The 24545-nt window shown below is 39.9% G+C and carries 20 protein-coding genes and 1 pseudogene; 13 read left to right on the top strand and 8 right to left on the bottom strand.

What is annotated here, in order from left to right:
- Positions 1–49 precede the first annotated feature (49 nt).
- Positions 50–1180: pseudogene (gene pheA / locus EMK97_RS16415) on the top strand (prephenate dehydratase); the annotation flags it as partial.
- A gap of 77 nt (positions 1181–1257) precedes the next feature.
- Here the strand turns inward: pheA and EMK97_RS16410 are convergent.
- Complete coding sequence (locus EMK97_RS16410) at positions 1258–1563, bottom strand: ArsR/SmtB family transcription factor (RefSeq protein WP_130603867.1); 306 nt, start codon at positions 1561–1563, stop codon at positions 1258–1260.
- A 324-nt stretch (positions 1564–1887) separates the two neighbouring features.
- Between EMK97_RS16410 and EMK97_RS16405 the strand changes: the two genes are divergently transcribed.
- Entirely contained in the window at positions 1888–3192 is a 1305-nt protein-coding gene (locus EMK97_RS16405) for a MipA/OmpV family protein (RefSeq protein ID WP_130603866.1), read from the top strand.
- A gap of 80 nt (positions 3193–3272) precedes the next feature.
- On the opposite strand, the gene EMK97_RS16400 is transcribed toward EMK97_RS16405, so the two are convergent.
- Both EMK97_RS16400 and EMK97_RS16395 read right to left on the bottom strand, forming a co-directional pair.
- Positions 3273–6374 (bottom strand): efflux RND transporter permease subunit, encoded by a 3102-nt coding sequence (locus EMK97_RS16400; protein ID WP_130603865.1) that lies wholly within the window; start codon positions 6372–6374, stop codon positions 3273–3275.
- Positions 6374–7492, bottom strand: coding sequence for an efflux RND transporter periplasmic adaptor subunit (locus tag EMK97_RS16395; RefSeq protein WP_130603864.1), 1119 nt, complete (start codon positions 7490–7492; stop codon positions 6374–6376). Before EMK97_RS16395 ends, EMK97_RS16400 begins: the two co-directional genes overlap by 1 nt.
- Positions 7493–7619: 127 nt before the next feature.
- On the opposite strand from EMK97_RS16395, the gene EMK97_RS16390 reads away from it, so the two are divergent.
- From EMK97_RS16390 to EMK97_RS16360, 7 genes are all read left to right on the top strand, one after another.
- Positions 7620–8390: a hypothetical protein gene (locus EMK97_RS16390; RefSeq protein WP_130603863.1), complete on the top strand. Its 771-nt coding sequence runs from the start codon at positions 7620–7622 to the stop codon at positions 8388–8390.
- A gap of 162 nt (positions 8391–8552) precedes the next feature.
- Positions 8553–9242: a PEP-CTERM sorting domain-containing protein gene (locus EMK97_RS16385; RefSeq protein WP_170176792.1), complete on the top strand. Its 690-nt coding sequence runs from the start codon at positions 8553–8555 to the stop codon at positions 9240–9242.
- Between the two features lie 69 nt (positions 9243–9311).
- Positions 9312–9902: a phage tail protein gene (locus EMK97_RS16380; RefSeq protein WP_130603861.1), complete on the top strand. Its 591-nt coding sequence runs from the start codon at positions 9312–9314 to the stop codon at positions 9900–9902.
- Between the two features lie 10 nt (positions 9903–9912).
- Entirely contained in the window at positions 9913–10509 is a 597-nt protein-coding gene (locus EMK97_RS16375; RefSeq protein WP_130603860.1) for a phage tail protein, read from the top strand.
- A 200-nt stretch (positions 10510–10709) separates the two neighbouring features.
- Positions 10710–11351, top strand: a complete 642-nt coding sequence (locus tag EMK97_RS16370; RefSeq protein WP_130603859.1) for a hypothetical protein — start codon at positions 10710–10712, stop codon at positions 11349–11351.
- A gap of 142 nt (positions 11352–11493) precedes the next feature.
- Complete coding sequence (locus tag EMK97_RS16365) at positions 11494–13014, top strand: methyl-accepting chemotaxis protein (RefSeq protein ID WP_130603858.1); 1521 nt, start codon at positions 11494–11496, stop codon at positions 13012–13014.
- Between the two features lie 33 nt (positions 13015–13047).
- Positions 13048–13593 carry a cytochrome b gene (locus EMK97_RS16360; RefSeq protein WP_130603857.1) on the top strand — a complete coding sequence of 182 codons (546 nt, stop codon included), beginning with the start codon at positions 13048–13050 and terminating at the stop codon, positions 13591–13593.
- Positions 13594–13603: 10 nt separating this feature from the next.
- Here the strand turns inward: EMK97_RS16360 and EMK97_RS16355 are convergent, their stop codons facing one another.
- Positions 13604–15496 carry an alkaline phosphatase D family protein gene (locus EMK97_RS16355; RefSeq protein ID WP_170176791.1) on the bottom strand — a complete coding sequence of 631 codons (1893 nt, stop codon included), beginning with the start codon at positions 15494–15496 and terminating at the stop codon, positions 13604–13606.
- 174 nt (positions 15497–15670) lie between these two features.
- Here EMK97_RS16355 and EMK97_RS16350 point away from each other — a divergent pair, with 174 nt between their 5' ends.
- From EMK97_RS16350 to EMK97_RS16340, 3 genes are read left to right on the top strand one after another with little or no spacing between them, the layout of a single operon-like run.
- Positions 15671–16285, top strand: coding sequence for a 3'-5' exonuclease (locus tag EMK97_RS16350; protein WP_130603856.1), 615 nt, complete (start codon positions 15671–15673; stop codon positions 16283–16285).
- A gap of 50 nt (positions 16286–16335) precedes the next feature.
- Positions 16336–16524, top strand: a complete 189-nt coding sequence (locus EMK97_RS16345) for a hypothetical protein (protein WP_130603855.1) — start codon at positions 16336–16338, stop codon at positions 16522–16524.
- 36 nt (positions 16525–16560) lie between these two features.
- Positions 16561–16902 carry a Fis family transcriptional regulator gene (locus EMK97_RS16340; protein ID WP_130603854.1) on the top strand — a complete coding sequence of 114 codons (342 nt, stop codon included), beginning with the start codon at positions 16561–16563 and terminating at the stop codon, positions 16900–16902.
- Positions 16903–17045: 143 nt separating this feature from the next.
- On the opposite strand, the gene EMK97_RS16335 is transcribed toward EMK97_RS16340, so the two are convergent.
- Both EMK97_RS16335 and EMK97_RS16330 read right to left on the bottom strand, forming a co-directional pair.
- Positions 17046–17345 (bottom strand): hypothetical protein, encoded by a 300-nt coding sequence (locus EMK97_RS16335; protein WP_130603853.1) that lies wholly within the window; start codon positions 17343–17345, stop codon positions 17046–17048.
- A gap of 480 nt (positions 17346–17825) precedes the next feature.
- Entirely contained in the window at positions 17826–18398 is a 573-nt protein-coding gene (locus EMK97_RS16330) for a hypothetical protein (protein WP_130603852.1), read from the bottom strand.
- 229 nt (positions 18399–18627) lie between these two features.
- Between EMK97_RS16330 and EMK97_RS16325 the strand changes: the two genes are divergently transcribed.
- On the top strand, positions 18628–19527 hold the full coding sequence (locus EMK97_RS16325) for a retropepsin-like aspartic protease (RefSeq protein WP_130603851.1): 900 nt from the start codon (positions 18628–18630) through the stop codon (positions 19525–19527).
- Positions 19528–19813: 286 nt separating this feature from the next.
- Here EMK97_RS16325 and EMK97_RS16320 read toward each other — a convergent pair whose 3' ends face one another.
- Positions 19814–22534, bottom strand: coding sequence for a nitrate reductase (locus tag EMK97_RS16320; RefSeq protein ID WP_130603850.1), 2721 nt, complete (start codon positions 22532–22534; stop codon positions 19814–19816).
- A gap of 183 nt (positions 22535–22717) precedes the next feature.
- The gene (locus tag EMK97_RS16315) at positions 22718–24496 is read right to left on the bottom strand and encodes a bifunctional protein-serine/threonine kinase/phosphatase (protein ID WP_170176790.1); all 1779 of its coding nucleotides are present in this window, start codon (positions 24494–24496) and stop codon (positions 22718–22720) included.
- Between the last annotated feature and the right edge of the window lie 49 nt (positions 24497–24545).

Below are 24545 nucleotides of genomic sequence, written 5' to 3'. Positions count from 1 at the left end.
GTTAGCCTATGCCTGTGTATTAGCAGCCTTGATAAAAGAGAATAAAGCAGTGAGCGAAAAATTAGATTTAAACGTTATCCGTCAGCAAATAACCGAACTTGACCAAGAGTTGTTAGTACTTTTTGCCAAGCGTCGTGCGCTCACCCTTAATGTTGCTAAAAGCAAGGTTCAACAAGTACGCCCTATTCGCGACAAACAACGTGAACAAGAATTACTGATCAGCCTAATAAAGCGCGGCAAAGACTTAGGCTTAGACGCGCATTATGTTACCAGTATTTTCCAAAGCATTATTGAAGATTCAGTACTAAATCAGCAAGCTTACCTACAAAGCCTTGCCAACCCTGATATTCAAGTACCAACCGTTAGTGTTGCCTTTTTAGGTGACAAAGGCTCTTACAGTTATTTAGCTAGCCACAGATATTTCTCACGCCGCGCAGAAAAAATAGTTGAACACGGCTGTCAAAGCTTTGCCGATATTTTACAGCAAGTAGAATCAGGGCAAGTTGATTACGGTATGCTACCAATTGAAAACACCAGCTCAGGTAGTATTAATGAAGTATATGATTTACTTCAGCACACTAACCTATCAATTGTGGGTGAAATTACTCAACCTATTGAACATTGCCTACTTACCGCAGTTAATACCAGCTTAGATAAGATTAAAACCATTTACGCACACGGCCAACCAATTGCCCAATGTAGTAACTTTTTAGATAAACAACGCGACATTCGTATTGAGTACTGTGATAGTACTGCTGATGCGATGGCGCAAGTTGCTGAATTGCAAAGTGACAGCATCGCCGTTGTTGGCAGTGAAGAAGGCGGTCATTTGTATCAACTTCATGCGCTAGAGCAATCTATCGCAAACCAAAACGAAAACCACTCACGTTTTATTCTCGTTGCCAGAAAAGCCGTGGATGTTGCTGAGCAAATCCCAGCAAAAACCGCGTTAATTTTATCTACAGGTCAAAAAGCGGGTGCTTTAGTGGAGTGCTTGTTAGTGCTAAAAGAAAAAGGCATCAACATGTGTAAGCTTGAGTCACGCCCTATTCAAGGCCGCCCATGGGAAGAAATGTTCTACATTGATGTTGAAGCCAATTTGAAAAACTTCGCCCTACAAGAGGCAATCTCAGTAATGGCTGAGCACACTAATTTTATTAAAGTGTTAGGCTGTTATCCAATTGAACATATCAGCCCAACGAATGTGCCAAGTAGCGAAATTTAATGTTAAGAAAGCCGATAATAGCTATCGGCTGTTTATTTTTTCTCCGCCAATAGCTCATCAGCACAGCACTCATGCTGTAGAAAATTAATAACACTCAGCAGCTTTTCATATTCCACCACACAAAACAAAGTTCTGCTCTCTCTTCGCTGCTTAACTAAGCCAGCAGATACCAAACTGGAAATATGATGAGATAACGTTGAGCCAGGAATACCTAACTCTTCTTGAATAACTCCCACTGGCAAACCAGCATAACCTGATTTAACTAAACGCATAAACACGGCTAATCGTGTTGGATGGCCTAATTCTTTTAACGCTTTGGCGATAACATCTAATTCCATAGTAACTCTCGTATTTAGGTTTATACTTCGATAGTACTAGAAATAACTTGAAAAATAAAACTCATCATTGTTATTTTAATGCTTGCTGCTGCCCTACAACATCAAAAGTAATACCGTTAACATCACGAGAAATTAAGGTACTAGTTAATAGCCCAGCCATAGCGCTACGACTGAGTAACACAGATAAACATGATAAATGTACTCACTTATTCATAGTAGCACTCATGCAAATCTCTCATTTGATGATATTTTGATGGTACACTCTTGCCCTGTTACTTATCATAATAAAATGTAATGACACATTAGCGTGTAACAAGGAATACAATGCCTTATTTAGCTCTATTATTTATAGCGTTAGCCAGCTATACAGACATCGCACATGCTGCTGAACAAGAAAAAGTCTTTGCTGAGCAGACTTGGGGCGTGGGCGCTCTGTTTCGAAATGCCGAAATCCCTTTTGACACTGAAGCTGACAACGTTTCAAGCTTTGTCCCTATGATGTTCTATCAGGGAGAAACCTTTTTTATGCGCGGCATTGAAGGTGGCGCTCATTTATATAAAAACCAAGACTGGCAAGTTAACGCCATGGGCAGAATGCGTTTTTTTGATATTCCTGCTGAATATCAAAATGCCGTTCAAGGCGACACGGTAGACTTAGGCCTACAAGCAAGGCGACACTTCTCAGAAAATAGCTTTTTAGATATTGAGCTGTTTTCAGATCTTAAAGGCAACCCATACGCGAACCTTACTAAGCACTGGTATTTTCAACATAATAGTTGGGAATTTATGCCGCAAATATCAGCAAGGTATAAAAGTGCTTCATTTAACAGCCGCTATTTCGCTTTAGAAGATCTTACCAATGAAAAAATTGGCGCAGGTGTAGAATTTAATGCCAAAGTGGAAACTCGCTTTCATCTTGCCAGTAACTTCTACCTTTTAGGCTCGGTCGGGGCTACCGCCCTTGATAATAATGCTTATAAAGCAAATGCAGTTGAGCAGCGCTGGCAAAGTGAAGTGTATTTAGGCTTTGCTGTCTTTAACGACATTAGTAAACCTAAAAAAACACAATTAAGCAATCATGGCTATTTACGTGTTGCCCACGGTTGGGCGACGCCGTCCAATTTAGGTGAAATTTTACGTGGCAACACAGTTAAAGATGAATATAACAATCAGTTAACGTCTATTTTTTATGGTCTGCCCTTAACTGATGAGCTGTTCTCACTGCCATTAGATATTTATCTAACCCCCGGATTTATTTGGCATTGGAACTCTGAAGTGCAAAGTTCGGAGCAAGAATATGTCCTAGGTATTAAAGCCTATTACACTATACATTGGCCACTGCGTTGGCGCTTAGGTGTCGCTGAAGGTTTATCTTATGTATCTGATGTCACTTACATTGAGCGCTCAGAAATGGAAGAAAAAGGCTATCGCCCCAGTGAACTAATGAACTATTTAGATTTTAGTTTAGATATTAACTTAGGTGATTTATTCAGAGTAAACGCACTTAAAGATACCTGGTTAGGCTATAGCATTCACCATAGATCGGCTATATTCGAGTCAGCCTCACAATTTGGCCGAATTAAAGGCGGTAGTAACTACAATAGCGTTTACATTCAATTTGACTTTTAACGCACAATAAAAAGGCGAAATAGTTAAATTAACTATTTCGCCTTAATCTTAATTATCAGTCTGATCTTATCAAAAGCTAGCTATTTCATCGCAGCCTCATGCTGCTCTTGTTTTGTGATTTCATTGGCTATTGCCTGCGGTGAGCCAGTATTTCGGCATAACCAATAATATGCACCCGGCACAATAAACAAGGTAAAAATACTTGCCAAAGACACACCAGCAAAAATCACTACACCAATCACCATACGGCTTTCAGCGCCAGGGCCAGAAGCCAGTACTAATGGAATAGCACTAGTAACGGTAGTAAAAGTTGTCATGACAATAGGACGTAAGCGCTGCTGAGAAGCTTGAATCAAGGCTTGTTCAAACGCGACACCTTTATCACGTAACTGATTGGCAAACTCAACAATTAAAATACCATTTTTAGCCGCGAGTCCAATCAGCATGACAATACCTATCTGACTGTAAATATTTAAACTCATGCCCATAAGTTCTAAACCAGCCAAGGCTCCCACTAAAGCTAAAGGTACTGTCAGTAAGATAACAAACGGATGAATAAAGCTCTCAAACTGCGCCGATAACACTAAATAAGTAATTAATAGTGCGAGTAAAAACACCATCAACATAGAGTTTCCAGAGTCTTTTAACAGCAAAGACTGCCCTTTATAATCAATTTGCACTTCTTCAGGTAAATTCGCGGCAACCACATCATTAAGAAAATCCAAGGCATCGCCTAATGCATAACCATCAGCCAGGTTGGCGGTAATGGTAACACTGCGCAAACGGTTGTAGCGGTTTAATCGAGATGAAGTGGCATTTTCACTGACGGTTAATAAATTTGCTAATGGAATAAGCTCATTGCTGGTGCGAGAACGCACATAAACATTATCGATATCTGCTGGGCTTGAATACTGAGTTTCATCCCCTTCAACCACAACATCATATTCTTCGCCGCGATCTACAAAGGTTGTTACTCTGCGCTGCCCTAACATGGTTTCTAAAGTTTTAGCTATATCGCCAACAGGTACACCTAAATCGTACGCTCTATCTCTATCTATTTGCACCATTAACTGCGGATAGGTTTCTTTATAATCACTATTTATCGCGGATAAATTAGGATTTTTTTGCGCTTCTTTAATAACAATATCGCGCCATCTTGCCAGTTCACTATAGGTGTTACCTTGCAGTACAAATGACACTGGCGCATTGCTGCCACCACCGCCACCAATGCCGCGGCGCATTAAAGCAAACGCCCTAACATCGGTAATACTTTGCATTTCTGCATTAATCTTATTAATAAACTCAAAAGTGCCAATATTGCGCTCGCCCCAATCTGGCATACCGATAATGGCAATGCCACCTGTGCCGCCAAAACCAGGTACGCGAACAATGACTCTATCTAAATCACCACGGGCTTGATAAGCAAGTAGCTTTTCTTCAATCTGCTGCATATTTTTAACATTATTTTCATAGCTAGCCCCTTCTGCGCCTTGCATGATCAAAAACATATTGCCGCGATCTTCTTTAGGCGTGTACTCCGTTGGTAACTGTTTAAAGAGCATTTGCACCGCAAATAAGGCGACCGCCAGAATAAGTACAATCAGCACAGGTTGATGAATACTTTGCGAAAGCGCTCTGCCGTACGCTGCTTCTATACGAGCAAAACCTTTATCTAGCACTTGACCAAATGAAGAACTACGCTCTCTATGTTTTAACATTTTTGAGCACATCATAGGGGTAAGTGATAACGCAGTAAGACTTGAAAACACAACAGCAGCGGCAATGGCAATAGCAAATTCAGTAAACAATCGGCCAACATTACCTGACAAGAATACTAACGGCACAAACACCGCAACCAAAACTAAGGTAGTGGCAATAACCGCAAAGGCAACTTCTCGGCCGCCATGATACGCCGCTAATAGTGGTGTTTGCCCTTGCTCAATTCTTCGATAAATATTCTCTAATACCACAATGGCATCATCAACCACTAAACCTATCGCCAGTACTAAAGCCAGTAAGGTTAATAAGTTAATAGAAAAACCAAACCAAGACAGCGCCATCATAGAGCCAATGAGTGCTACTGGTACTGTAATTGCTGGAATAAGGGTTGCTCTAACATTCCCCAAGAATAAGAAAATCACCAAAATAACCATCAACATGGCAATAATAAGCGTGTTATAGACCTCATCAATTGAACCTTGAATAAATACAGATGAGTCATAACTATTGGTAATTGTTGTACCCATAGGTAAGGCGTCTCGAATGGCTAACATTTCTTTTCGAGCCAACTTAACCACCTCTAAAGTGTTTGCTTTCGATTGTTTGATAACGCCAAGTCCCACCATGTTCTTGCCATTACCGCGGAACATGTTTTCATCATCTTGTGCGCCAACAAACACCTGAGCAACATCACTTAAGCGCACCAAAGCATTGTTATCAGAGCGAGAAATTACCATATTGGCAAAGTCTTGTTCGGTTAAGTAACTACGTTCAACCCGAATAGAAAAATCCCTATCTATCGATTCAATACGACCAGCAGGTAATTCAATGTTTTCCTCACGCAACGTTGACTCAATATCATCAACGGTAATATTACGTGCCGCCATGGCGCTGCGGTTTAACAGAATTTTCATCGCATAGGTACGGCCACCACCGACTCGCACCCGAGCAACACCATCAACCACGGCAAACCTATCAACAATATAGCGATTAGCATAGTCAGTTAACTCTAAGGTGGTCATGGTTTCACTTTGCAGCACAAACCACACAATAACATTCTCATCATCATTGGCTTTAAATACTTGTGGCGGATCTGCCTGCTCAGGCAAGCTTCTTAAAGCACGAGAAATTCTATCCCTAACATCATTGGTAGCGGCATCAATATCGCGGTTTAAGTCAAATTCAATGGTGATATTTGAACGACCAACGCGACTATTTGAGTTAATCGTTTTAACCCCTTCAACACCGCTAATTCTATCTTCAAGTACTTGCGTTATTTTGGTTTCAACAATGGCCGCTGAAGCGCCCGGATAAGCAGTAGTAATACTGACAATGGGCGGATCAATATCAGGATATTCACGCAGGGGTAACATTAAAAAGGCGACAATACCAAAGGTAATAATTAATAAATTAATTACCGTAGCAAATACTGGTCTTTTAACGGAAAGGTCTGACAAAATCACTAGGCTTTGCCTCCATCTTTCTTAGCTAAGTCGCTTTGTTTATCCTCAACTAGCTTACCATCATGAGCAATTACTTTAACATGAGCACCATCACGTAGTTTAAGCGCCCCTTCTTGTACTATTTGCTCACCCGCCTGCACACCCGATATTATTTCTACAATACCTGGGTGGCGACGACCAATTTCTACCTCTTTTCGATAAGCAACATCATCTTGCACGACAAAAACGTAGTGTTTATCTTCAATCGGAATGATAGTGCTTTCTGGCAACTGCAAAAGCTTATCTACTTTAAGAACTACTTGAATATTCAGCATCATACCAGGCCTTAATTTAAGCGCCTTATTGGGTAATTTAGCCCTAACTTTTAAGCTTCTAGTTCGTGCATCAATTCGGCTATCAATCGACGTAATTTGCCCTTCAAATTTTACCTTTTGATAAGCGCTGTTAACCGCTGAAATTTTTTGACCAACATGCACTGTAGTGAGCAATCTTTCCGGTAAGTTAAAGTCAACTTTAATGGTTGATAAATCATCCAAGCTGGTGATAACACTGCCAGCATCAATATAAGCACCTCGGCTGATTTCTCGGAATCCTAGCACACCAGAAAACGGCGCTTTAATGGTTAAATCATCAAGCTTGGTACGAGCGCTTAATAACTGAGCGCTAATCGCTTTGGTTTTCGCTTCTTGTTGATCAACGATAGATCTTGACGTTGCCTTAGTATTAAGTAACTCAGATAAACGATTTAACTGCGCCACAGACTCAGACAAATTAGCTTCTAATTCTTTAACTTTAGCTAGCTCTTCTTGGTTATTTAGCCGCACCAGCACATCGCCACGAGCAACGGTTTGACCATCATTAAAATAAACCTCATCAACCAAATCTGAATATTTACTGGTGATAAGCACTTGCTCATTTGCTCTAGCAGTACCTACGGCTTCAACACTTTCAACAAAATCATCATAAGCAACACTCGCTGTTTTTACTGCGACTATTCGCTGATATTTTTTCTTTTCCTTTACTGTTTCCGGCCACTGCATATAAGCAACTAAGGCAATAAGAATGGTTAAAATGATAAGCAAAGGTAAACGACCAGTTACGGGATTATTGTTAGCCATATATATCTCTAAAGAAAAATGAAAATTTGGACAAATAAACTATAACTTATCTTCACTAAGATAGCATTTACCCTATCCACAACTTAGCTTAAAATATAAGGCATTGACCGCAAAAGAGAACTTCACCTTGAATAAACTTGCCATACTTGCCTTTTCTCTGTTACTTTTTTTTAGTGCAATGTCATGGTTTCTTGCCAGTGGCTCCCTTAATGACTATTTAAAAAGCCAAGCAAGCTTACAAGGGCAATATTACAGTGGCCAAAAAACCAACCTAGAAAGCGCAAATTTTGATGCCAATACTGGCATCGCCACATTCAAGCAAATCAGCTTAACGAACCTTGAAAACTATCAAGATAAATACGCGTTAAAAATAAACCAAGCTAAAGCGCAATTATTACCACAAACACAAGCGAACCTCCTTACCATAGAGAAAATAACCTTAGATAAAGTAGAAGTATTTATCGAACAGCAAAACGATAAGAATAACCTTAGCCAATTACATGAGAGAATAACTGAGCAACTAGTCAGTGACTTTCCAAAATACTACCCAGCGCTAAGCGCCAAACAATTTGCCTTAGCTCATCCAGAGCTCAATGCTCAACTTGTAACAAAGCCAGAGCAAACCAATAACAGACAAGAAACAGCGGCGGCAATCGAAGCAAGAAAGGCAAAGCACAATGCGCCCAAACGCGGCAAAAAAACCAATGATATTCAAATTAACAACATAGTTATTAATGAGTTAGTAATAAATAGCTTAATTGATAACAAGCATAAACAAACTCATTTAGCCAATATTACCCTGACTGAATTAGCCAATAAAAAGCCATTAGATAGCACACAATTAGGCGGCGAAATACTCAGGTTAATCCTTCAAGAAACTATAACCCCCCTTCATTAGGATCACTCACTTTCAAGTGAGAAAGTCTATTGTTTTCAATGTCAGCTTTCTTTACATTAATAGCGCTTTTTTTAAACAACACTTAGTAAGTGATTGATATTTAAGCAACGGTACACTTGATGCATTAGCCTTCCCAGCTAACAACAAATGCGGGACTTGCACATGATTACTTACTTAAAACTTGCTTTAATCTTTCTCTACCTCGTGCTCTTTTCCTTTCAATCAAAAGCCACCTTATTATCGTTTGATAATGAAGCAGACTTTAACCTTGCTATTGGTGGTATGAATATAACAACCATTGATTTTGAAGGGGTTACATCAGGAGACATAATCGCTGATGGAGATGCGATACAAGGCGTTACCTTTAACTATGACTTAGGCGGCATTCAACTTATGGTTGAGGACTTTGCTGGTACTACCTCGGGTACAAATTACTTAGGTACAGATGACGGCGGCCTATTTCTCGGTGGTGATGGCTTTGATATGAGCTTTAGCTCTGCACAAATGGCTATCGGTATGTATATTATTGGCGCTTATGATGAAATCTTTGCTGATGATATTACCCTTACTGTAGCTGGGGAGTCTGTTTCCTTATCAACCGGCTTCCCTATAGATGTCGGCGATGGCGAAGCTTTCTTTATCGGCTTAGTTGTAGATAACATTGCCAACGCCTTTACTAGCGTATCCCTTTCCAGCGCTAGTTTTGATCAATTATTCAATATCGACGACATAACCTTTGCTGCAACAAGGCAAGATCCCCCTAATGGTATACCAGAGCCAAGTAGTCTTGTACTTATGCTGCTGGCGCTAATGATGTTCACGTATAGAAAGAGAAAACAATTTAATCTGTAAATAACGAAAACAAACGCTTTGCCGCGTTAAATATAAAGCAGGATTATCGTGGCACAAAAGGAGACTGTCATGAAAAACACGTTAAAAACACTTTCATTATCAATTGGCTTAGCATCAAGCCTAGCGATTAGCAGCAACGCCATTGCCAATGAGCCATTTATTGGCGAAATTGCTTGGGTTCCCTATAATTTTGCACCTCGTGGCTGGGCACTCTGTGATGGCCAAATACTTCCAATCGCTTCAAATCAAGCTTTGTTTGCTTTACTCGGAACAACCTATGGCGGTGATGGCCGCACTACATTTGGCCTGCCAGAAGTAAGAGGCAGAACCATGATGCATGCTGGTCAAGGCCCTGGCTTAACACCTCGAAATTTAGGTGAAAAATTGGGCGAAGAAGAAGTCACCTTAAATGTCAACCAATTGCCTAGTCACACCCATAGCCAACGAGCCAGCAATGGTAGTCCAAATTCTACTAGCCCTGAAGGTAACGCTCTAGCTAGCCCTTCACGCAGTAAAATCTATGCTGACAATGCCAACGTTGCTATGGCAGGGAATTCCATAACAAATGCTGGTGGTAATCAAGCACATAATAACATGCAGCCCTACACTGTGCTTCATTGCATTATTGCATTGCAGGGTATATTCCCTTCTCGCAACTAAGGAGATTGACATGAAAACTTTATTGATATCAGTACTTTCAATCTTCGTTGCTTTAATCATAAGTAAACCCGTTCAGGCAACAACTGATGCATTGTCACCTATGCTTGGAGAAATGAAGTGGGTTGCCTTTAACTTTGCGCCGCGAGGCTGGGCAAAATGCGAAGGGCAACTATTAGCAGTAAGCCAGAATTCAGCGTTATTCTCACTCCTTGGTACTATCTATGGTGGCGATGGTAGAACAACTTTTGCCTTACCCGATATGCGTGGACGCATCATGGTACACGCGGGTAATGGTCCGGGGTTAACCCCGAGGCGACTAGGAGAAAAATCTGGTGAAGAAAGTCACACCTTAAGCACAGCTACAATGCCTAACCATTCACATACAGTTATGGCAACGAGCAACGCAGCAAACAGCACAGCACCTGATAGCGCCGTAGTTGCCAGCCAGCGAAGAAGCAAATATTTCACGACAAACACAAGTAATGTAAATATGGATAGCACCGCAATAAGTAACACTGGTGGTTCACAGCCCCATAACAATATGGCACCGACAAATACCTTAACTTGTATTATTGCCCTACAAGGGGTTTACCCATCAAGGAACTAAGATCCCCCCCTTAACCAACAATGCTAATTTCTAGCATTGTTGGTTAAACCACTGTAATCACAATACTGTACTAGACAATCACTCTGCCTAATAAGATAAATCATATTTCTTGATGTTTTTCAAAAGACTAACTATCTTTTATTAGGTCAAACTTTTACCATTTCACTAACGACTGAATTTTCGGCCGAGGACTTTTTATCATGACAATAGCCTGCTTTTCTGCTAGCTCAAAGCGACTAACACAATTTGCAACATTGGCAATTTCTACATTTTCATTATTACTGCTGCCCGCACAGGCACTCGAAATAGAACTAACACCTATGCTTGGCTACACTTTTAGTCCAGATCTTATCAGTGGTGATAGAACAAGTGATATTTCAGTAACCGATGAGGTCAATTTTTCCATGGCGATTGCTTGGCAAGAAGCGACCAGCAAACAGAGAAAAAGCCAAGGCCAAGGTCAGGTGTTAATCAACTACATCAATAGAGATTACACAGATACTAGCGGGGCAAAGCATGACTTTAGCACTTACTACGCTCATTTTAATGGCGTGACCTTTATGCAAAGCGGTAATCATACCACCACCATAGGCTTTGGCCTTGGAGGGGCATTTTTCGATACCGATAACGACAGTGCTATATACCCATCAGTCACCGCATCGGTTGGTACCCGCCATAATATATCAAACAATTTAACTTTTATTACTGAAGTGCGCATGTACGCTTCGCTGGTAAAAGATGACGATGAGTTATTTTGCCAAGCAGAAAATTGCAGCGCGTATTTTAATGATGCCATCTGGTTTGATAGTAATATTTCTATCGGGCTTGCTTATCGATTTTAAAATCACTATCTTAGCAAAGCTTTTCGATACTTTTTTGTTATGAAAAGCCAATTACTGTCGATACAGTTCAAAACAATAATAAGTTTTGCTTATTATCTTGTGACGTTTTGTAAGCAAAATAATTTAAGGTGGTGTGATAATTATGTCTTCAAGTCAAGAACAGCTCATTTCAGTTACCGATTTAAACGGCAATTTTACTTACGTTAACCAAGCCTATTGCCAAATCACAGGTTATGATGAATCAGAGCTGCTCAGCACAGACACCAGAAGACTCACCCACCAACAAATGCCCAAAGCCGTATTAGAAGAGCTATCAGCCACCTTAGCTAAAGGCTTTTCATGGCAAGGCATACTGCACATAAACAACCGTAACAACGAAAGTGTATGGCTTGATACTTTTATTACACCGCAATACAGCAAGGGAAAAGTTACAGGCTATCAAAATATTAGTAAACTCGCCTCCCCTAGCTTAGTAACTAATGCTGAACATATCTATCAAGCCCTCAATAAAGAAAATAACTGGGTCACTTTTGAATTCACTAAAAATCATAAATTTATCTTCTTAGTGGTACTGTCTTTGCTTTGCCAAGGCTTTATCTTTACTGAGTTTGGCTTTGCAGTTTCTGTTATTGCCGCATTAAGTGCGATTGCCCCTATTCTTGTTTTTTGGTCTGATATTATTCCTACGGCAATCCGCGCGCAAAAAATGCAAACCATGTTTGACTCTATCTCGCGTAAAATCTATTTCGGTAAAGGCACAGCCAGTGTTTTTGATTTCAACTTCTCTTTAATGAAAACCAAAATCAAAGCCATCATAGAGCGAACCCTTGATGCATCAAGCCCAATAAAAGCAGTCATGGCTAAAGTAACCCAAGGCTTAAGCACAACACGCTCAACCCTAGGTCAACAAAAAGAAGAGCTTGAGCAACTCAGCGTTGCCATGAACCAGATGCAGGCTTCTACTGAAGAGATTGCCCAAAATACCATTAACGCCGCAGGCGAATTAGAAGTCACTTTTGAGCAGTGTGAACAATCGCAGCAAGGCATTCACCAAACAACAAGTAAAATTAAGCAGTTAGCACAAGCGGTAGAGAATGCCTCTAGCTCTGCTGATACCTTAACCCAGTCTGCAAATAGCGTTGGTGAGTTAATGGAAGATATTCAGTCCATTGCTGACCAAACTAACTTATTAGCGCTAAATGCCGCCATTGAAGCTGCACGAGCGGGTGAACATGGTCGCGGCTTTGCCGTTGTAGCAGATGAGGTTCGTACCTTATCATCACGCACCCAAGAGTCTGCGGTAAAAATTCATCAACGACTAACGGCTATGTTATCTACCATTGAAGAGTGGGTTGAGTTAATGAATCAAAATAAAGATGAAGCCAACTACTGTGTCGAAAGTGCTGAAGCATCACACCAGAAAATCGATTTAGTGGTAGAAAAAGTACAAAATGTGAGCCATGCCGCCTCTTTAATCGCTACCGCCGCTGAGCAGCAATCAAGTGTTTCTAATGAAATTAACAGCCACCTAATCCAAATTGCCCACAGTACTGAAAATACTTGGCAAGAAACAGATAACGTGGCAGAACAGATGCAATTGCTTGAGCAAAGCGTTGATGAAATAGCCGACCTTGCCAGTACCTTTGTTCCCAAACGTACTTAAAACCTACAAACTTTAAATAACGATGAGGTAGATATGAACTGGAAAAATACCGAACACCATTACGGCAGCCTATCGATAAGGATGCACTGGCTTATGGCTGCCTTGATGGTCTTAGTCTTCGCATCAATCGAAGGACGCCAACTGTTTGAAAAAGGCACAGAGATGCGTGACCTTTTTAAAATGTGGCACTTTATGCTTGGCTTACTTGTTTTACTGTTAGTTTCGCTAAGGGTGTATTTAAAGTTCATACAAATATCACCAAAAATAACGCCACCACTAACGCCAACCCAAGCATTAGGCGCTAAAGTTGGTCACTTTTTATTGTATGTTTTTATGATAGCTATGCCCATTGCTGGTTGGTTAATTTTAAGCGGTGAAGGTAAAGTCATTCCCTTTTTTGGTTTAGAGTTACCCGCCTTAATAGATGTAAATAAGCCACTGGCCGAAGCTATCGAAGAGTTCCATGAAACCCTTGGTGAAATTGGCTACTACCTCATTGGCTTACATGCAATAGCAGCACTAATTCATCACTATATTCAAAAAGATGACACCTTAATAAGAATGCTACCGAAAAAATAGCCCACAAAAGCTAAGGCAATAGCTCTTCTGTGGTTTCAACAAACTCGGTTATTGTACCATCAACATGTAAATCACAAATATGACTTGGCGAGCCATCATCGTTTAATTCCAAATAACCTAAACCACTTTGATCAAATAAACGCTGATGGCCTTTGCCGGCAACTTTACGTGCTTTAACACGCATAGCACGGCGCTTAGTAAATAAGTTTAGTGGCGAGTAAGGCCCGTAAAGCAAGCGATTTAACCTATCTAAAATACCAATAGCTGGTTGTGGAAACTGATTTTTTATACCGCTTGAGGTAATTTGCCAAATATGTGGTGAAAAATGACGAAATCGAATTTCAATATCATAAACAAAAGAATAGTGCACATCCCCCGACAAAATAACAAAGTGCTTAGGTGTTTTCGGGTGTTTAAAGATATTTAGCATGGTATTGGCTGAGCCTGGGTGCGCCATCCAGTTTTCTGCATCAACGGCGAGTGGTTGTCCTAACAAGGTCGCAACCCGTTGAATAGCTTCTATGACTTTTACGCCAAAAATAGGCGCTGGTGAAACTAAAATAATGGCATCTTGCCCTATTAACTCTTGCTGCAGTTCACACATGGCTTCCCAATCCATCAACCCTGATGGGTCACCCAGTGAAGACTCCGAGCGCCAACGGCGAGTTCTGGTATCAAGCACAACTAATTTAGGTGAACTAGGTAAGGTGTATTGCCAATGCGAAAACGCTAGCAAGTGCTCGATAAATGCATCTTGATTAGCTTTATCAGGTTGTTGTTGGTAGTCATTTGCCACCTGCCAAAAATCCCCTTGAAAACGTTTCGGATCATTGCCCCAACCTTGGCATAACCAATAAGCCATCAAGGTATTACCAATAATGCGCTTGGCTAGCGGATCTTGATAAGCGGCCTGCTCCCATTGCGCGGTTAAATTCCAGTCATCGGTAACATCGTGATCATCAAAGATCATATAAGTAGGTACATGAGCTAATAAACGCTGTACCTTATCTAAGCCATCAATAAAGTTAGTTAACGCGGCTAACTCTTTTTGATGGGTTTTCTGATAATTATCAGGCACAGAAAAACCCGTTAGCTCAACACATTGCCACAGCGCTGGCGACCACACCAATAAATACATAGCTATAGCTTCAGCAAAGGTTATTACATGGTTATGGGCATAAGTTGATGTAAAAATTGGCTGCGAACCACCCGGTTTATACCAAGGCGTAGCTATTTCTGCTCTAGGTAAAATATCTTCGCGTTTAAAGTACTGCTCTGTTAACTGGTAAATTTGCTCACTGTTTTCAAACTGGCAGCCAACAAACTCTTCGCTATTTAAGCCAAGCAACTCAATAACTTGGTGAATAGCATAGAGCAAAGCGCCTGCAACATGATCGGCATAAATTTGATCGCCAGACATCATCAATAACGCAGGCCTTTGCTCACAGCAGTTCAAGGTTTGTGCCAGCTTAGCATCACCAGCTAATAAGCTATCTTGGCTCGGGTGCTGAGGGTTTCGACATGAGCCATGCAGTAGATTATTAATCCTATCTTGAATAATAAATGAAGGTCGCTGTTTGCCCTCATAACAGAGTGTAGGTAAGGTAGTTGCTAATGGCAGCATAGCTTGCTCTGCAAGATCAGCATTCGCTAAGAATAAGTCATACTCTATATAGGTTTCAGCTGGCAGTTCAATGGCAATATCAAGTAAGTGAATATACGCACGCTCACCTACACGAAACGATGTCACATTATCACTGGTTAGCGGCACATTCAGTACGGTTTGCTCTTCAATATAACAACAAAACTCACCTCGAATTGGATAAGGAGTAACCCACCACAAAACTAATTGTTGCTCAGTTAACCGACGTAATATCGGCCCCGCTAAAATATCTGCTAACACTTAATGCTTTTAAACCTATGCCTTTAACAAGAACAGCTAGTTATCTCTTACTTGTTCTTTAATAGCAAGTTTATCAAGACCTTTTACTGTTAATAAGTGTATTTTCAGCTCATCGCTATTAATCTTGCCATAAATCATTAAACTGTTAGCTAAAATCATTTACTCAAGCAAACTATGCACAATAATGCCAACTCACTTGTGGTGCTCGATTTTGAAACCTCAGGGCTGTCACCTGATAATGGTGACAGAGCCATCGAAATTGGCGCAGTAAAAATAAATAACGGTGTCATTATTGATACCTTTCAATCACTGATGAATCCAGGCTTTCGTATCAATAGCTTTATTGAGAACTATACTGGTATCAACAATCGCATGTTACAAAGTGCGCCGCCTTGTCATGAGGTGATGGCTGAATTTGCTGACTTTATTGGCAGCGATAACTTATTAGCTCACAATGCCTCATTTGATAAAAAATTTTTAGATGCAGAGCTAAATCATATAGGTCAAAACTACCTTGGCGAGTTCGCTTGCTCATTGCTGGTTTCTCGCCGGATTAATATCAACGCGCCAAACCACCAATTATCGACATTGGTTAACTATAAAAATTTAGCCAGCGAAGGTAGCTTTCACCGCGCCTTATTTGACGCACAAATGACAGCCAAACTCTGGCTTTGCATGCTAGATGACATTGAAAATCAAATTAAGCATGAGTATGTTCCCTTTGAGTTAGTAAAAAGAATTGCCAAAACGCCAAAGAAAAATATTCCCACCCTGCTAGCAAAGTGGTAAAACGAGTAGCAAATAAGTAAGATTTACCAATAATTTACAAGGAGAGTGTTATGTTCGGTCAGTTGTTTATATGTATCGTAGGGATATTTAGTTTAGTTATGGGGCTTATGCAAGGAGATTATTTATGGGCTGCTTGCGGCTTTTTCATGTCACTGTCTGGCGTTCACATTATTTACCAACTTGTAACTGGCAAAAGCATTTATTCAACCTTAGCTGATAAGCCATCATCACGCGATTAAAACGAAAAATAGAAGAGTGTACGATTAAGTTTCATTATGCGTAAATCCGATAAAAAACTAGATAAGCAACTTCGCCTGCGACTAACCGATATTTGTGAAACTGCCCTAAAAAGCATTGTCGGCTTTCAATGGTTAACGCACACAGTCAATTATGCAAACTTTCCCAACAGCCTTAAGGTTATTTGCGTATTTGATAACAACGACAACTTAGCTAACTATATAAATAGCAGTAATAGCATGGATTTAAGACTGCTTATAAAAGCCACTTGTCAGGAGATGAATATTCATCTTAACAATGTTTCAGCACAAATTATTTTTGATAGCGAAGAAAACTGCGCACAACAGCACCAAGGTAACTGGGCAAGAAGGCTTAATTAAGGCCAATTGAAATAACTATGTTAGCGTAGTAAGAATGAGCAGGTAGTTAATTCAATGGCGATAAAAAAGGAATGAAAATGACTCTAAGCAAAGGCAAAGGCTTTGAATAAAGCTTAAGTGCTACGCCCTAAAGCTCCTAACATTTAACTGTCATTATTTCTACGTTGTCTTAATTTATTTAAATCAAATTCACTAAAACTGCCGAGATTAGAGTGGTGAATTAGCCAATATACCGCAGCAAAAAAAGGGCCTAAAAAGACAGTACTTACTCCCCAAATTAAAGGAGTTACCATCCATGTCTGCTTTCCATTCACTTCCCCGTCTTTTGCATATTTATAAACACCAAATGCAAACATAAAATGAATTATGATGTTTATGACCAAAAAAATTAAGGCAATTAAATTACCACCTATACCTAGATTTTGTATTGCACTTATATCCATAAGTTCCTTCTATAAAACTCTATTTAACAAGTATTATCATACTATTGTACGTTATTTTAATTTCAAACTACTTTAGTGCTCATTGTAATAAATAAACCTTTATTACAATGAGTTGACATCAATAACACTACTAAATTAATTGTGTTTATCAAAATATTTTAACATTGGTCTAACCCCAGGCGACTTTAATTGCAGCTAATAGTACACGACCAAACACCGTTTGTGGCTCCACGTACACACCTTGTACCACATTGTTTTGTAGGGTTAAAATGACCATAATGAATTGCTCCCCAGCCATCCAAATACTGAATAAATTGGTTATAGTGATCACCGCTAGAGATGCTATACGTACCAGCTATTGAAGATTGACCTGGTAGAGGAATATCATTTCCGGCAACGTCTACCGCACTAATTACCTCATAGCTTTCAGTGTCAGGGGTATGTTTAACTATTACATATGCTGCATCAGGAAATACGATTTTAGGTTGATAAGCAAACGCATTCAAATTTGCAGAATGCGGCAATACGCGAAGTCAAATTGAAACTCATAACTGTTACAAACGAATTCCATGAGTTAGTTAAATTCATTAATGTTGGGTATGCTACTTGCATCCTTCTATATACATCTCTGCGTTTAGAGGAATCTTGAATAAATTGATAAGCTGTGACTTCACTAGGAGAATAAGACAGTGGCTCATTACTAAGTAGCTGATTAAAATTAATATCGTCGGATGGATAGTCATTCCTAACACTGGATATATAGGATGCTCTATTAGCTTTCAAATTATTATATGATGAGTTTTCTTCTGAGGTAGAACTGATTAAAGTAGCTTGTGTTTCTTCTATATATTCATCAACAATCACTTTTTTTACATTGTAAGCCCTAAGATTTCCTTTAACCATATCAATAATATAAACTTTTTGCGGTTTAACTACTGATTCTGCTTTAAGTTTATATTGACTTTCCGAGCAATTGTGACATTCCTTGATCATTCCAGTTCCTGCATATACAGAACTGTTGAAAAGTAAAAGTGCTAATAGTATTTTTTTCATAAAAATTCCTTTTAGTTAAATAAAAAATAGCCAAGAAAATAAGTTTCTTAATTTCAAGCACCTAACTTCCTTGGAGCCTTCTAGAGTATACACTTTATTTTTTAAAGAAAACTTTATTTTAGCGTTAGTTATATTTTAATATTGGATATAATAAGACTAGTTGTATTCGTTTGTTAAACGTGTTGGATGTTCTTAAACGCTAATGGAAAAACATTAAAAGGACTAAATTATGAAACAATATTTATCTTCTATTTTGTTAATCATAACATTTAGCTGCTCAGCAGGAGTGACTGATTGGATTGAGTTTAATTTGGAAGGGGGGCATATAAAAATGCCTATTAACATTGCAGGTATTGATACATATGCAATTCTAGATACTGGCGCCCAGCTAAATGCTATTAATAAAGCTTTCATCACTAAACATCAACTTGCTTTTGAGAAGGGTAGAAAGATAGAAATAAAAGGTGTTTATGGCATTGAACGAAAAACCACTTTTAATGATGTACCTGTCAATTTTTTTGGTATAAAAACTAAGCTTAATAACCTTGCTGAAATTAGTATAGGCCATCACACTAATGGTCTTTTACTTGGTGCTGGACTTTTCAGCGATTTTATTACTCAATTAGATTATCCGAATAAAAAAATGCGTTTAATTACTCAAGATTCTATTGATATTACTAAATTCAAAAATATCGAGATGCAAAGCCAAAAGGGTACAGGTATGCCGATAGTCAAAATTAACTTACCCGATGACAAATATTTATGGCTTTTACTTGATACAGGAAATGCTGGAGGAATGGTTGTCAAGCGTAAAGTAGCTAAAAAAATGGGCTGGCTAGAAAAAACAGAAAGAAAATCAACCATATCAATAGGCGTGAATTCAATGGTTGAGGCGGAAACATTTAGAGTCCCACAACTGCAGTTTGGCCCTTTTAAATTAGAAAATGTGCTTGTAACTATTCCCGCTGAAGGTGAAAGCTCTAATTTAGAGAACCAATATCAAAAAACAGGCTCAAGAATCAAAGGGAAAAAAGTACAAGGGCTTGTTGGTTATGATGTTCTCAAGCACTTTTTAATTACTATAGATTATAAAGGTGGACATGCTCATATTGGTTTACCAGATGAATAGAATAACTCTCTGCTTCTATTCAGTCATTAAACATATTTTTTTACTAGAAATATACTTGCCATGCTAACTAGCATGCAGAATAAAGTATAATACATGGACATTAGCCCATCTTCATGCACAAATCTTGAGGATGAGAAATAGACAATGTTTCAGTAGATTACCTAGCAAAGAAGAAATTACTGAAACATAGCGAAACGAGTAGTTAAGTTAATTTCAGCGAAAGCAGCGCAATTGCGCTGCTAAATCACATAGCTTTCTTATACACCTTTAGCTAATGATAGCTCGGCTAGCTCACTTCCTTGAACTTTTCAGATCTGTTATTTAGCAATAGCGCAATATCGCCAATACAGCTACCACAACCATTACCAGCCCCTGTTTTACTGCGAATATCGCTAAGCGTTAACTCTCCCGAGTCAATCGCTTGATGAATATCTTCTTTGGCAATATTTAAGCACTGGCAAAAGGTTTTCTTAGCCTGCACCGCTTGGCTATTTGAGCTGATAATATTACGCTGTGCCGATGCTTGTTCTGCTTGCTGGTAAAACTGACTTAACCAGCCATGAGGTAAATCATGCTTTTTCTGGCCAACTAATACCGCAGCTTGCATCTTGCCTTCAGTTAAGCCTTCAGTTAAATAAGTCCGTCTAAAATACTGTTTTCTTGGCTCGCTAGCATTTAAGCAAGTCGTCGTTGCTTGTATGCTTTCATGGCTTTGAACATAATCACACAGCTTATTGTACAAAGCCTGCGGCGCTTCTTTACTTGCAATATGATAGCAGTAGCCGCCCGATATCTTCTGCTCTACTTGGTAATTAGCCAATGCGTTAGGTAACGGCTTGTTAACCACTAGCATGGCCTCACTTCGTATCGCTACGGGAGTTAATTTCACTCTAGCGTGCTTAAAAGCCGGCTGGCCGGAAATACGATCAACTTTTGCTACTACTAACTGGCTAACACTACCTTGATTATTGTTACTATATGACCAATGGATCGGCATAAACACTTCTTTTGCTCGTTGTTGAGCCGTTATCTTCACACGTACCAATAGCTTACCTAGCGAGTTTTCCACCAAGATGATACTCCCTTGGTGAATTTGCAATGCTTTAGCATCATTGGGATGAATAGATAACTCTGGCTCAGCATGTCGGTTAGTTAAAGTAGCCGATTTACCCGAACGTGTTTGTGTATGCCACTGATCTCTGTTTCTTCCGGTATTAAGGATAAACTCATCATCAAGCAAAGCGTCTGTTGCCTCAGCCTGCACCGCAATAAAGCGTGCTTTGCCATCTTGATGAAAGTAATGCTGCTGGCTGAATATGCTTTGATCACTTAACCTAATTTGCTTGGCATTCGCTTGTGGCCACTGCATTGGCAGCCATTGCTGGTACTGCTGCTCAGTTAAATTTTGGTAGGCAGATATATTAAAAGCGCGAGCCCGCGTTGCTTTTGATGAGCTAATTCCTGATAGCGCTGCGTGTTCAACAAAAATATCTTTGGCTGATTGATAGTTAAATTGCTTGGCAAAACCCATGCGTTTAGCAAGCTCACTAATTATCCACCAATCCGCTTTGGCCTGCGCAAACGGCTGTAAAAAAGGGCGTTGACGAGAAATTCGTCGCTCTGAATTGGTTACTGTTCCTGATTTTTCCCCCCAGGTTTGCGCTGGTAAAATAACATCGGCAAACTCAAGAGTGTCATTACTTGCCACGCAATCACTTACCACAACAAGCGGGCATTTTTTTAGCGCTTGTTTTACTTTATGATGATCAGGCAAACTCACCACAGGGTTAGTTGCCATAATCCACAAGGCTTTAACTTTACCTTGCTCAATTGCCTCAAATAGCTCTACGGCTTTTAATCCAGCCTCTGTTGCTAGGTTTTCTGTCTGCCAAAATTTCGCTAATTCTGCCGCCATGGCGTTATCGTCAAACTCAATATGACTAGCTAAAGTATTGGCTAAGGCACCAACTTCTCTACCGCCCATAGCATTAGGTTGCCCTGTCATGGAAAACGGCCCACAACCTAACCTGCCAATTTTATTGCTGGCTAAATGACAATTGATAATGGCATTGCCTTGATCGCTGCCTTGGCTTGCTTGGTTAATTCCTTGAGAAAATACCGTAACCACCTTGTCATGCTGGGTAAAGTATTGAAAAAAGGCTTGCAGCTGTTGTTGAGATAAGCCAATGTCAGCAAGTTTTTCATTATCAAGTTTAGCACTTGCTAACGCCTCTATTAATCCCGACGTAGTGTGTGATACTTGCTCAAAATCAATGTAACCCTGCTCAGTCAAATAGGTTAATAAGCCATTAAATAATATTAAGTCACCTTGAGGTTTAATTTTTAAATGCAAGTCTGCCAGCTCTACACAGGCAGTAACTCTTGGATCAATAACAATAATTTTCAGCTCAGGCCTGCGCTGCTTTTCCTCTCGCAAGCGACGAAATAAAATAGGATGACACCAAGCAAGGTTAGAGCCTGCCAAAATCACCACTTCTGCATTCAATAAATCAGCATAACTGGTCGGTACAATATCCTCACCAAAAGCGCGTTTATGGGCAGCAACTGCTGATGACATACAGAGCCGTGAGTTGGTATCAATATTGCCAGAGCCAATAAAGCCTTTCATCAATTTATTGGCAACATAGTAATCCTCAGTAAGCAGCTGACCTGAAACATAAAAGGCAATAGCATCTTTGCCCTCTTGCTCAATGGTTTGGTTAAATTTGCTGGCAACGTAATCAAGGGCTCTTGACCAGCTTTGCGGCTCGCCATTAATAACAGGTGTTTTTAGTCGGTTATTGTTATCTAGGGTTTCAGCAAGATTTTTCCCTTTAATACATAAGCTGCCCAAGTTAGCCGGGTGTTGCTTATCTCCCTGAATATCAACGTGAGCTTGATCTTTTTTTGATACCACAACACCACAACCGACCCCACAATACGGACAAGTTGTTTTGACCTTTTCCTTATTCAGTTGCGGATTAATTTCTATGGCTAGTTCACTCATGCTGATTTCCCATCTTTTAATATTAACTCTGAGATTGCAACTGCTATACCAGAGTAACGAACAGCATAAAGCATTGTATATAAAGGCTTTTTTGATTTTTAAATTATAGAAAAAACAGCTGGTGAGCCTTTGCAGTGCATACTCTGCTAGCTTGTTGTGCAATAAGTTGGCTTGTCTGTACAGCTAAGAGAAGGCGATAAAAAAGACTAAGGCAGCAATAATCATAACAAGCCCACCACTAACCCCTTGCCAAAAACGAACGGGATTGCGCTCAATAAGTGGCAAGGTATTTTGATTAATCACAGTATCAAGGCTGGTGCTCGTTAAGTCGCGCATGAACTCAGAGTAATACTGATACCTGCTATTAGGGTCAGCAGATAGCGCTTTTGATAACACCATATCTAGCCAACTAGGTAAGTCTTGCCTATATGTGGTCACCGAGCGATAGCGCCATTGTGAGTATTGTTTAGGTACTTGCTCAATATGGCTAAATTCACCAAAAGGCAAGGCATTGGTAAGCAATTGATAAACAACAACCCCGATTGAGAATAACTCACTTTGATGGTTTGCCGCTTTGCCATAAAATAGCTCAGGTGCGCTATAACTCATAGTACCTAGCGGCTGTTGGTTATGGCGAATATAGTCTGTATCCATTAAAGCACCAATATCACAACTGCCAAAATCAATCAGTTTAATACGGCCATTAACATCCATAATAAAGTTATCTAACTTTATATCACAGTGCACCACATCATGACGCTGAAATACCCTTAAGCAAGCCACTATTTGTTTGGCAATATCACGTACTTTAGCAAGCGTCGCCTTTGGGTTATCAGCCAACCAAGTAGTTAAGGTTTGCCCTTCAATATACTCACAGGCATGATATAAAAACTTACTATGAATACGCCAAGGGTATATCTGCATCACTCCTGGATGGCTAATTTTCTCTCCTAACCAGCCTTCCTTAATGAAATTCGTGATATATGCTTCATCTTCAGTAAAGTTAACCGAGGGTACTTTAAGCACCACTAAGCGCTTGGCATGATTATCTCTTGCTAAATAGACATGCGAGCGATTGCTTTGCTCAATCACCTCTAACACGTCAAAATGATCTAGCTTAACCCCTACCTTAAGTGCTGGTGGAATAACTTGCTGACGGCGAGTAAAGACTAACTCACCCAGTTGTTGGCTTGGCAGTTGCTCAACCTTAATTAATAAGCAGGTAAGATTATCTTGCGAGCCTTGAGAAGCAGCTAACTCAGATATCTTTTCACTTGCCACTTCTAAATCTTGATATTGGCTCAAAATACGACGAACTTGCTTAGGCTTTACAAATTGATGAACACCATCACAGCTCAGCATAAACATATCATTAACGGCGAGCGAGGTTGTCGATGCATCAATTTCAATATGATTAGCAGCACCAATAGCACGATTTAATATACCGGATGAGGTAGCATGCTCTCGGGTTAATACTTGATAACCATCAGCATTAATTTTCGCGACTTGGCAATCGCCAACATGAAAAAGATGCGCTCGGTTGCCTTTTAAAACTAGCGCTGAAAAAGTGCTGTACCATTGCGACAACTCTCCCTTGGCATCAGCAACGAGTTGTTGCGAGTAAAGCCATTGATTTAATGCAGATAATACCTGTGTGGCCGACTTATGCACTGACCAGGTATCTGGGGTTGCCATATATTCATCAATAAAGTGACAAACACTCATTTGACTGGCCTTGGCGGCACAATTAGCACTTGAGACGCCATCAGCAATTACAGCAACATGGCCCTTTAATTCAGCTTCTTGTCCTTGCGCTGCCTTTAAGGCAAAGGCATCTTGGTTTTCTTCTTTTTCACCGCGTGTAGAAAAGCCGCCAAAGGAGAGCTTCAAACTCCCCTGGCTAGGCTTATCGGATGCTTTTTTTGTCTGCTGCATTAATGTATCTATATCACTACTAGCCATTACTACTGCCAACTCACATTGCATTAACCATAAATAAACTAAAGCCACA

This window comes from Litorilituus sediminis, from assembly GCF_004295665.1.
GTDB classification, from domain to species: domain Bacteria; phylum Pseudomonadota; class Gammaproteobacteria; order Enterobacterales; family Alteromonadaceae; genus Colwellia; species Colwellia sediminis.
The sequence above is the reverse complement of the archived record's forward strand: the minus strand, read 5'-3'. Positions and strand labels throughout refer to the sequence as shown.